General features: G+C 61.7%; 8 protein-coding genes. 3 read left to right on the top strand and 5 right to left on the bottom strand.

Going from position 1 to position 7,278, the window contains the following annotated elements:
* Nucleotides 1–161 precede the first annotated feature (161 nt).
* Both UCMB321_RS29375 and UCMB321_RS29370 read right to left on the bottom strand, forming a co-directional pair.
* Nucleotides 162–965 (bottom strand): SDR family NAD(P)-dependent oxidoreductase, encoded by an 804-nt coding sequence (locus tag UCMB321_RS29375; RefSeq protein WP_040072157.1) that lies wholly within the window; start codon nt 963–965, stop codon nt 162–164.
* 2 nt (nt 966–967) lie between these two features.
* On the bottom strand, nt 968–1,879 hold the full coding sequence (locus tag UCMB321_RS29370) for a LysR substrate-binding domain-containing protein (protein WP_040072155.1): 912 nt from the start codon (nt 1,877–1,879) through the stop codon (nt 968–970).
* 107 nt (nt 1,880–1,986) lie between these two features.
* Between UCMB321_RS29370 and UCMB321_RS29365 the strand changes: the two genes are divergently transcribed.
* From UCMB321_RS29365 to UCMB321_RS29355, 3 genes are all read left to right on the top strand, one after another.
* Entirely contained in the window at nt 1,987–2,343 is a 357-nt protein-coding gene (locus UCMB321_RS29365; RefSeq protein ID WP_157016107.1) for a hypothetical protein, read from the top strand.
* Nucleotides 2,344–2,355: 12 nt separating this feature from the next.
* Entirely contained in the window at nt 2,356–2,964 is a 609-nt protein-coding gene (locus tag UCMB321_RS29360; RefSeq protein ID WP_040072153.1) for a glutathione S-transferase, read from the top strand.
* A gap of 76 nt (nt 2,965–3,040) precedes the next feature.
* A complete protein-coding gene (locus UCMB321_RS29355; RefSeq protein WP_052451392.1) occupies nt 3,041–3,697 on the top strand; it encodes a glutathione S-transferase family protein in 657 nt (218 codons plus the stop codon).
* Here UCMB321_RS29355 and UCMB321_RS29350 read toward each other — a convergent pair.
* The 3 genes from UCMB321_RS29350 to UCMB321_RS29340 form a co-directional block, all read right to left on the bottom strand.
* Nucleotides 3,673–4,173, bottom strand: a complete 501-nt coding sequence (locus UCMB321_RS29350; RefSeq protein WP_040072152.1) for a flavin reductase family protein — start codon at nt 4,171–4,173, stop codon at nt 3,673–3,675. The genes UCMB321_RS29355 and UCMB321_RS29350 overlap by 25 nt on opposite strands.
* 13 nt (nt 4,174–4,186) lie before the next feature.
* Nucleotides 4,187–5,485, bottom strand: a complete 1,299-nt coding sequence (gabT, locus tag UCMB321_RS29345) for a 4-aminobutyrate--2-oxoglutarate transaminase (protein ID WP_040072151.1) — start codon at nt 5,483–5,485, stop codon at nt 4,187–4,189.
* 77 nt (nt 5,486–5,562) lie between these two features.
* Entirely contained in the window at nt 5,563–7,254 is a 1,692-nt protein-coding gene (locus UCMB321_RS29340; RefSeq protein WP_040072150.1) for an NAD(P)/FAD-dependent oxidoreductase, read from the bottom strand.
* Between the last annotated feature and the right edge of the window lie 24 nt (nt 7,255–7,278).

The following is a 7,278-nucleotide window of genomic DNA, read 5'->3' as shown; positions in this document are numbered from 1 at the left end:
TAGGTTGTACAGCCCACCGCACGCATGAAATGCAACCTCCATTTGCAGCCGCCGTTTTCGGTGGCTGCCGCTTTTGCCGAAAAGACAGCCGGGACACCACGGGTTTGGATCAGCGCTGCATTGCTGGATGGTTTATCCAGAAATCACCAACGATCGCGGCGCTAAAGTGATGGATGCAGGCCTCCGTCCATATCGATCACCGCACCGGTCACATAACTGGCTCGCGGGCTGGCCAGGAAAAGCGCGACATCGGCAATTTCCTCCGGTTTCGCCAGCCGACCGATAGGCAACGCGGCCTCTTTGGCTTTCAACACTTCCTGCACGGTTGAGCCGCCAAGACCCGCTTCGAAGGCCAGGGTGTTTTCCGTGCGCTCGGTCAGCGTCAGGCCGGGGTTGATTGCGTTGATGCGTATGGCGTTTGAAGCATGGGCGTTGGCCAGGCCGGCGTTGAGAAACAGCAGCGCAGCGTTCGCCAGCCCTCCGGCCAGATGGTTGGCCATGACATGGCGGCCGCCGATGCCGATGATGTTCACGATGGCCTTGTCCTCCCGTGAGCCGGCGGCACGCTGGCGTCGAAAACACTGCAACGCCTCGTGCTGCATGTTCAGGTAGGGCGTGAACTTGGCCGCCAGCGCCGCGTGGAAGTGGGCCGGCTCCAGTGTATCGATCGAGTGCTTCTTCGCCGCGCCTGCACAGTTGATCAGGATGTCGAGCGGCCCCAGTGCCTCTTCAAGAACCGCCATGGTCGACGCACAGCCCTCGGCCGATGCCAGATCCTGTGCATGAGTGATCACCTGCAAGCGGCGCCTGGCGAATTCGGCCTCCGCGGCCTCCAGGTTGGCGCGGTCGCGGGAAACGATCGCCACCCTGGCGCCCTCTGCCGCAAAAGCCAGGGCACAAGCCAGTCCTATCCCTTTGCTTCCACCGGTGATGACCACACGCTTGCCGCTCAGGTGCAGATCCATGCTCACTCCGTTTCGTTTTTTCCAGGGTTCAGTTCATTCAGGTAGTCATCGACTTCACTGGCCAGCCAACTGGAAAATTCCCGCTGCTTGGCTTCCGAACGCTCCCGGTTGGGCAGCACCAGCCAGTAGGGATAGGGGTAAGGCGCCGTGAACTCGGAAAGTTGCACCAGCTCTCCCCGCTGGATGGCGTCGTGCACAAGGCTGCGGCGCTCCAGCGCAATGCCTTGGCCAAGGCGTACGGCCTGCAGCACCAGGTTGGAGTCGTTGCTGCAAAGGCCTATGCGCGGAACGTCGATATCCAGCCCCGCCGCCTGGCACCATGGCCGCCACGATTCCATGTTGAAGATGATGTTGCTCTCAACGATCTCTTCGGAGGTCCGCGGTAGCACCCCGCCATTGAAATGCGGAGCGGCCACCACGACCGTCTCGTCGTGGAACAGCAGACGCTGCTCCACTCCGTCCCACTCGCCCTTGCCCATGCGGATACCGACGTCGACCGACTCTCGAGTCAGGTTCGATACCGCCAGGCTCGCCTGCAGGCGAATGCTGATGTGCGGTTGCAAGCGCTGGAACCGGGGCAGGCGTGGCAACAGCCAACTGAACCCGAACGATGGCAGGACGGCGACCACCAGCTCCGTGGATTTGGGCTGGGTCTTGATCAGCCGCGTGGCTTCGGCGATCCCGCTCAGCGCCTCACGGATCTGCAGGGCGTACAGACGCCCGTCTTCGCTGACCCGCAAGCCCCGTCCCTCACGGACGAACAGGGTGACCGCGATCATCTCTTCCAGCACTTTGATCTGCTGGCTGATGGCCGAATGGGTGACATGCAGCTCCTTGGCGGCAGCAGTGACGCTGCCCAGCCTTGCAACCGCTTCGAAACTGCGTAAACAGGTGATAGGAGGAATGCTCGACATGTAACTTATTCTTACTACTTATGGTAAAAAATACCGATACTATAGCCTGCCAGTTCTCTCTATTGTAAGAGATAGTGAAGTCTCTGATCCGCAGGAGGACTGATGCGATGGACGACGCATGGGGTGCACGGCAAACGACAATGGGCAGATCCGGTTGCGATGAGCAACAATGGCTGCAGGTTTCACTGGCCAAGGCGCAGCTACTCTCGGTTCGTTTCGCCCAGGATATTTATACACGGGCGGTGAGTGGCACGCATTGGATCAGCACCGACGGCGTCGACTTCTCGATTGGTCCCGGTGAGCGGGTGAAACTGTCGGCAGGGCTTGCGCTGATCGACGGTGAGGGGACATTGCAGCTGGCGCCGGCCGACGCTCTTTCCGAGCGGCACCTGGACTTGCGTTCATGGCGGCTGGCCAATCTGTTCAAGCGCCGGACATTGGCACTGCAGATCAAACTCAACTAAGGAGAGTGATGGATGAAACTTATCGGTATGCTGGATTCACCCTACGTTCGCCGGGTGGCCATTTCCCTGGATCTCTTGGGGGTCAAATTCGAACATGATCCGCTGTCGGTGTTCAGCACCTTCGAGGCGTTCTCCAGGATCAATCCGGTCGTCAAGGCCCCGAGCCTGTTACTCGACGACGGTTCCGTGCTGATGGACTCGACGCTGATCATCGACTACTTCGAAACCCTCGGCGCGCCCGCTGCCAAGCTGTTGCCGCAGCAACCGCAGGCATTGGCCAATGCCTTGCGCACGGTGGGACTGGCGCTGGCGGCGTGCGAGAAAACCGTCCAGATCGTCTATGAACATAATCTTCGTCCGGCGGAGAAGCTGCACCAGCCCTGGGTTGAACGCGTCACCCGGCAACTGCTGGCGGCCTGCGCTGAACTGGACAAGCTACTGGCGGCGCAACCGACGCCAGGCGAGCGGCCCAATCAGGCCGCCCTCACCAGCGCCGTGGCCTGGTCGTTCATGCAATTGATGATTCCCGACGTCATCAAGGCCGACGACTTCCCGACCCTCAAGGCCCATGCGGCGCGTCTGGAACAGACCGATCTGTTCAAACGTTACCCGATTGCCTGAGCGCAGGCGCGGTTCGAGCCGGACTCGACCGCGCCGACTTCCAGCCTGCCATTCCTGGCTTGTGCGAGCCGCTGCCATGTACACACTCTATTTCGCGCCTACGGCCAATGGTCACAAGATACTGATCATGCTGGAGGCACTTGGCGTTCCTTATCAAATCCGCCGGATAAACCTGACGAAGGGCGAGCAACACCAGCCGGATTTCGCCCGATTGACCCCCCATGAAAAAATTCCGCTGCTGGTTGACCACGAGCAGGCACTGACCCTGCCCGAGTCCGCTGCCATTCTTCAGTACCTGGCTGAAACACACTCGCGGTTCCTGCCGTCGGCGGGGCCCGAACGCTATGCGGTGCTCCACTGGCTGGCCTGGCAGATCAGCAGCCTGGGGCCGATGGCGGGGCAGAACTATCACTTCATTCACCAGAATGGCGAAGACCATCAGTACGCCAGATCCCGCTACCAGGCACAGACCGAACACCTCTTCAACACGGTGGAAAAAGCCTTGGCGGGACGCGAGTTCATCTGTCCGGCCTACTCGATTGCCGACATGGCCATCTATCCCTGGCTGCGCATCCACGCCCAGTTGAACGTGGATATCCGCGGATTGCCCCACGTCGCCGATTATCTGCAGCGCATCGCAGCCCGCGAAGAAGTGCTGGCCGCCTATGCCAAGGGAGCAGCGCTCGATCCGCTGCCCCCGGGGCGTTCTCAGGCGGGCGTGGCGGCGAGCTGAGCCGTGGCATAGCGGCCACCGTGGAAAATCAGGGGATCACCCTGAGCATGGTTGAAGTCGAGCACCTCGCCCAGGAATATCCAATGGTCGCCACCATCCAGTTGCCGGTACTTCAGGCATTCGAACTGAGCGATGGCCCCGTGAATCAGGGGCATGTTGTGCTTGCCCAGCGCAAAGCCGACGTTGTGGAACTTGTCGGGCAACGGTTTGGCAAAGCGGTCGCTGACCTCCTGTTGCCCCTGCGAAAGCACATTGATGGCGAAGCTGTCGGCGGCCTGGAAGGCTGCCGCGCTCCAGGACTCCTTGCGAAGGCTCCACAGTACCAGTGCCGGCTCCAGCGATACGGAGTTGAAACTGTTGACCGTCAAGCCGGTAGGCTGGCCCAGGAGATCCAGGGTCGTCACGATGCAGATGCCCGTGGCGAACTGGCCGTAGGCATTGCGCAGGGCGCGCTTATCCGTAGCTATGGTGCTCATCGATGTTCCCTTCTCAAACGAATGATGAAATGCCCTTGATGGACGCCAGGCATTGACCCAGGATCGACAGGCCATCGGCCAGCGATTGCGTGTCGATCGTCAACGGCATCAGAAAACGGATGACGTTGTTGCGCGGGCCACAGGAAAGCAGCAGCAATCCCCGTTGCTGCGCCTGCCTGACCAGCTGGCGGGTCGTGTCGGTGGCGGGCACGCGTTGCTGCGGATCGTCAAAAAGCTCCAGCGCAACCATCGCGCCGAGTCCGCGGATCCGGCAACTGACGCCCAATCCGCTAGTGGTTTCGGCAAGCACCTGGGTCAGCAGGTCGCCCAGGGACACGGCCTTGCTCAGCAACTGGTCCTGCTCGATCACGTCCAGCACGGCCAGGGCGGCGGCACAGGCCAGGGGGTTCCCGGCATACGTACCGCCCAGCCCGCCGGGGCCGATGCTGTCCATCAGGTCCGCACGGCCGACCACGCCCGACAGCGGCAAGCCGCCGGCCACCGATTTGCCGAACACGATCAGATCCGCATGGACACCCATCTGCTCCATGGCGAAGAACGTACCCGTGCGCCCTGCGCCGCATTGCACCTCATCGGCGATCAACACGATGCCGTGCCTGTCGCAGATGGCCCGCAGGGCCGCCATGAACGGCGCTGGCGCAACATGGAAACCGCCCTCGCCCTGAACCGGCTCGATGACAATCGCCGCGATATCGGTCGGGGCCGCATCGCAGTAGAAAATCCGCTCCAGGCTGGCCAGTGCCTGCTCCGTGTCGACCCCACTGGAGGCGTCAGGGAACAGTGCGCGATAGACATGGCCCGGCATCAGCCCCATCGCGGAGCTGTACGGTGAAACCTTGGCGGTCATGGCCATCGTCAGGAACGTCCGGCCATGGTAGGCCCCGGTGAATGCGATGACGCCGGTACGTCCCGTGGCGGCACGCGCCACTTTGATGGCGCTTTCCACCGCCTCCGATCCTGTGGTCAACAGCACGCTGCGTTTGTCGAACGGGCCCGGCATGTACCGGTTGATGCGCTCGCAGACACTGATGTAGCTCTCGTAGGGCGTGACCGCGAAGCAGGTGTGCGAGAACTGTTGCAGCTGGGCCTGCACGGCCTCGACCACGCGCGGGTGCAAGTGCCCGGTATTGAGGGCTGCGATGCCGCCGGCGAAGTCGATGTAGCTTTTGCCGTTGGCATCGATGAGCCGCGCATTGTCGGCGCTTTGGACGTAGACGGGATGAAGCTGATTGATGCCGCGGGCCACGGCGGACTGCCGACGGGCGTCCAATGACGGGAACTCACTCTGCATAGGGTGTCCTCCGGTAGGTAGGCGGTGCAGATCCCGGCACGGGCGGGGCTCGCGTGCCGGGCTGCTTCAGGGTCGGATCAGCGCTTGCGCCATTCGACCAGTGCCAGGTCGGCCGCCTTGTTCAGTGCTTCGCGGTCGCCGTATCGATAGCTGTCGAGGAAGTCGAATTTCATCGGTGTCGTACCTCGATCGAACAGCGGCTTGATACCGCCGGGCGCGTTGTGTGCCCACATCAGCAGCGAGTCGGCGAACGGCTGGCTGGCACGGGACAGGAAGCGGTTGGAGAAGTCCGCGAAATCAATAGGCAGGTGCTCGCGGTTTTCGTCGAACAGCTTCTGCAGCACCTCGATGGTCTGCGCTTCGCTTTGACCACCTGCCGCGTAGCTTTCCATGGCCGTGCAGGCTTGCTCGAAAAGCGCCTCGTAGGCATGGCTTTCTATCGAAAGGTGGCCGGCGTAGGTGGCGTTTTCAAAGGCCAGGCGCAACTTTTCGTTGTCGCCATCGGCCAGGTAGTCCGCGTAGATCTTGCGCAGGCGCAGCACGCCGATGTAGCTGCCGCTGATCCACACCCGGAACCAGGCGTTCCACAGCGGGAAGCTGTCGAATGCGGTAAAGGAGTTGGCAACCAGGCGGTCATTGATCCTGACCACTTCCAGGCTGTAATCCTGATAGCCGAGGAAGTCGGTCTTGTCCCAGGTATTGGTCTTCACGGCGTCGATGAGCGCCGGCGCCACACGGGCAATCGACTCGTAGGTGTTGACCAGGCCGCGTGAAAACAACGGATCGACAAACCCCACCGCATGCCCCAGCAGGCAGTAGCGGTCGCCCACACTTTCCCGGCTGGTGTAGTTGAGTCGCGGTGCCACGGTCCACTCGCGGACACGGGCGGCGCCTTCGAAATGCCGCGCCACGGTCGGGTGTTCGGCGAGGAAACGCTGGAATTCTTCTTCCGGATCGACCGCGGGCCCGTGCTTGTCGATATCCACTTGCAGGCCAACGCTGCACAGGGTGTTGGTCGAATGCGGGTGGTTGTCGAACGGAATGATCCACAGCCAGCCGCCTTCGAACATATGGTGCAGGGTGCTTTGCGCCAGCGGCGTCGGCGACCCCGTGACGTCGGTACCGGCCACCACCTCTTCATACAGCTTCACACCGGTCATGTGGGTGAACAGCGAACGGGTGCGCGCCTGCATCTCCCGCGCCCCCTTGCGCAATCCGAACTTATCGGCGATAGGCGACCGATAACCGGCGGCGTCGACCACATAACTGGCCTGGATCTGCTCATTGCCCAGGTTCAGCAGCATGCCATCGGGGAGTTCCTCGATGTCCTGGATGCGCACCTGTTGGCGGATGGTGGCGCCCAGGCGGGCTGCCAGCGCCAGGTAGTAGGCATCGACGTCCTGGCGGAACAAGTGGGCTTCCGGGGCGATGACGGGCGTGGACACGACATCCAGCGGATTGTGCTCCTGGTTCTTGCCGTTCCAGGCGAAGCTGAAGGCCAGTTTGATGCCGGCACTCGATGAGCCGACGTGCTTGATCAATGAATTGAGTTCGCCAGGGTAAGCCAGCTCCGGAATGCCGTAGCGCTTGGCGAGGATTTTCAGCAGCACGGCACTTTCCGGCACCATCGACTCGCCCACGGCGAAGCGCGGATGGGTGCCCGCATCGATGATGACAGTCTTGACGCCTTGACTGGCCAGAATCGCGCCCAGCATGGTGCCTGCGATACCGCTACCGATGATTGCAACATCAAAAGTCTGGTTTTGCATTTTTCGATTTCTCAACGTGGAGGG

The sequence above is a fragment of the Pseudomonas batumici genome (assembly GCF_000820515.1).
GTDB lineage: Bacteria > Pseudomonadota > Gammaproteobacteria > Pseudomonadales > Pseudomonadaceae > Aquipseudomonas > Aquipseudomonas batumici.
This window is presented reverse-complemented; position numbering and strand designations above follow the sequence as displayed.

Coding starts and splice junctions, on each gene's coding strand:
- UCMB321_RS29370 (WP_040072155.1), bottom strand. CDS start 1,879: ATGTCGAGCATTCCTCCTATCACCTGTTTACGCAGTTTCGAAGCGGTT.
- UCMB321_RS29350 (WP_040072152.1), bottom strand. CDS start 4,173: ATGAGCACCATAGCTACGGATAAGCGCGCCCTGCGCAATGCCTACGGC.
- gabT (WP_040072151.1), bottom strand. CDS start 5,485: ATGCAGAGTGAGTTCCCGTCATTGGACGCCCGTCGGCAGTCCGCCGTG.
- UCMB321_RS29365 (WP_157016107.1), top strand. CDS start 1,987: ATGGACGACGCATGGGGTGCACGGCAAACGACAATGGGCAGATCCGGT.
- UCMB321_RS29375 (WP_040072157.1), bottom strand. CDS start 965: ATGGATCTGCACCTGAGCGGCAAGCGTGTGGTCATCACCGGTGGAAGC.
- UCMB321_RS29360 (WP_040072153.1), top strand. CDS start 2,356: ATGAAACTTATCGGTATGCTGGATTCACCCTACGTTCGCCGGGTGGCC.
- UCMB321_RS29340 (WP_040072150.1), bottom strand. CDS start 7,254: ATGCAAAACCAGACTTTTGATGTTGCAATCATCGGTAGCGGTATCGCA.
- UCMB321_RS29355 (WP_052451392.1), top strand. CDS start 3,041: ATGTACACACTCTATTTCGCGCCTACGGCCAATGGTCACAAGATACTG.